This window comes from Desemzia sp. FAM 23988, from assembly GCF_045528365.1.
Lineage (GTDB): Bacteria > Bacillota > Bacilli > Lactobacillales > Carnobacteriaceae > Desemzia.
Genome location: NZ_JBGQQS010000048.1, coordinates 1 through 2,396, shown reverse-complemented (window position 1 = coordinate 2,396; position 2,396 = coordinate 1). Strand labels below are relative to the sequence as shown.

2 protein-coding genes are annotated in these 2,396 nt (G+C 43.1%); both read left to right on the top strand.

All coding sequences use genetic code 11. The features are described from left to right. The first annotated feature begins 280 nt into the window (after positions 1-280). Positions 281-640 (top strand): IS66 family insertion sequence element accessory protein TnpB, encoded by a 360-nt coding sequence (tnpB, locus tag ACEN4L_RS13325; RefSeq protein ID WP_079650506.1) that lies wholly within the window; start codon positions 281-283, stop codon positions 638-640. An 87-nt stretch (positions 641-727) separates the two neighbouring features. Then, complete coding sequence (tnpC, locus tag ACEN4L_RS13320) at positions 728-2,314, top strand: IS66 family transposase (RefSeq protein WP_407097732.1); 1,587 nt, start codon at positions 728-730, stop codon at positions 2,312-2,314. The last annotated feature ends 82 nt before the right edge of the window (positions 2,315-2,396 follow it).

Below are 2,396 nucleotides of genomic sequence, written 5' to 3'. Positions count from 1 at the left end.
GTAAGCCCGATGAAATTAACCGCATAGAAAGCCGGAAATTCTTCCTGTATGATAAGACTATCTTAATCAGAAGGAGGAATTTTTGTTATGCCAAAACAACCCCATCACACCATCGTCCCCGTCTCACTCACAAATGAAATAAGCCAACATACTGTCTCGCCTGCTCCATCATCTCCGATGAAACTTGCTGCGAAAATCCAATGCAAGAAGCAAGAAGTTCGAATTTATAACGGGATTGACAAATATATTCTCTATGCTCTGTTAAAGGAGTTGAAGTCACATGATTCTTGACTACACTAAAATAAACCACCTCTACCTTGTTTGTGGACATACAGATATGCGTAAAGGAATTGATGGCTTAGCCGCCGTAATTCAAAACCAATTTGAATTAGATGTCTATCAAGAGGCCTCATTATTTCTTTTTTGTGGTAGACGTGCCGATCGGTATAAAGCACTGTTTTGGAATCAAGATGGATTCGCATTGCTTTATAAACGAATCGATTCAGGAAAATTACAATGGCCACGAAATGAATTGGAGGTCAAAAAATTGACGCAACGTGAGTTGCGTTGGCTATTAGAAGGGTTAAAAATTGAGCAGCCAAGGGCTATCACAAACGCACGAACTGGTGGTTCATTCTAATAACCCCTTCGATAAAATTAGTTCGTGACCATTCAGGTCTCATTTGATAAACTAGAAGAAACAAAGCGATAAGAATGGACTGAGCAGATGGCGACAAATACCGAATTAGAAGAACAAAATGCTGAATTACTGGCGAGACTAGATCAACTACTTGAGCAAAATATGGAACTGTCCAATCAGGTCGCCAACTTAACAAAAATGTTATTCGGGTCTCGTAGTGAAAAAACGCGCTATTCTCAGGAAGAGATTCCTCAGAACCAAACGTCTTTATTTGATGAGCCATCCGATTTTTTCGGCCAACCAGAAAAGGAAGAAGGTGAAATTAGCCGTATAACCGTTATCTCCACGCACACTCGCAAGCATCGCGTCCCTGGGTGGAAAGAAAAACAGTTGGAAAATCTCCCCACTGAAGAATATCATCACCGCCTCGAAGAACCAGTTTGTTTGTGTTGCAACGGCGAGATGAAAGAACTTGGTACCAAGGACTGGAGCGAAGTCAAATTGATTCCGGCTAAATTAGTTCGTTGCCGCCATATTGTGCATCGTTATGAATGTCGAAACTGTAAGAAGAGCGGCACCAATCAGATCCGAGTGGCGCCTTCCCCTAAGCGGGCATTACCTGGGAGTATCGCCAGTCCCTCGATGATAACAGAAGCCGTTTATATGAAGTTTACCCAATTCGTTCCGTTGGAACGACAATTAAAAGACTGGCAACGATTAGGCTTGACGTTGCACAGCCGCACACTGAGTGAATGGGTCAATAAAGTGGCCGAAGACTGGTTAGCACCAATCTATCAGGAATTGAAGAAACAATTGTTGACCAAAACAATATTGGCCGTGGATGAAACCCCATCGCGAATTTTACGACGTTCGGATGGAAAATCCGGTCGATCAAAATCACAAAACTGGGTTTATCGCACCATCGAAGGGGCAACGCATCCCATTACACTCTTCGATTCTACCTTGACTCGAAGTCGGGACGAATTAAGAAAGTTCCTTGGAAACTGGCAGGGATTGATTTTGTGTGACGGCTATTCGGTCTATCGGCAGTTGCCCGGTATCAAGTTCGCCCATTGTTGGGCACATGCTCGACGAAAATGGGTCGAAGCCTTAGAATTAGGTGGGAAAGCTTCGAGTCCAGCGGTTCGCTTGGGTAAAATGGTGTGTGATGCGCTTTTTCGTATGGAACGGGATTGGCAAGAAATGCCAATTATGGCACGAGATCAATTGCGTCAAAAATTTGCGAGACCACTGTTGGAAGACTTTTATCTTTGGTTGGAGACGCAATTCGCTGCGCCAAAATCTGCCTTGGACAAAGCGATCACCTATTGCTTGAATCAAAAAGCCGGCCTGTTGAAGTTTCTGGAAGTTCCTGCGTTGCCGATTCATAATAACGGTGCAGAGAATGCAATTCGTCCGCTAACATTGGGCAAAAAGAATTGGTTATTTTCTACAAGTGAAGCGGGTGGAAAAGCCAATGCCATCTATTTGAGCTTGGTGGAAACCTGTAAAGCAAATCACATCGATTTTCGCCAATATCTGGAAAAGCTATTAATTGAATTGCCAGAAGTCGATTTGATTCAGGAACCTGAGAAAATCAACGACTATCTCCCTTGGTCGTTGGCGATTATCGAAAGCTGCCAGCCAGCCAAAAATATGAAAAAAGCAGCCTGATTTCAAAAAAATGGATGAAATCAGGCTATTTGTCATGCTTTTTTTTATTTGGAGCTATCGGCGTCCATTTTAACGGGCTTAC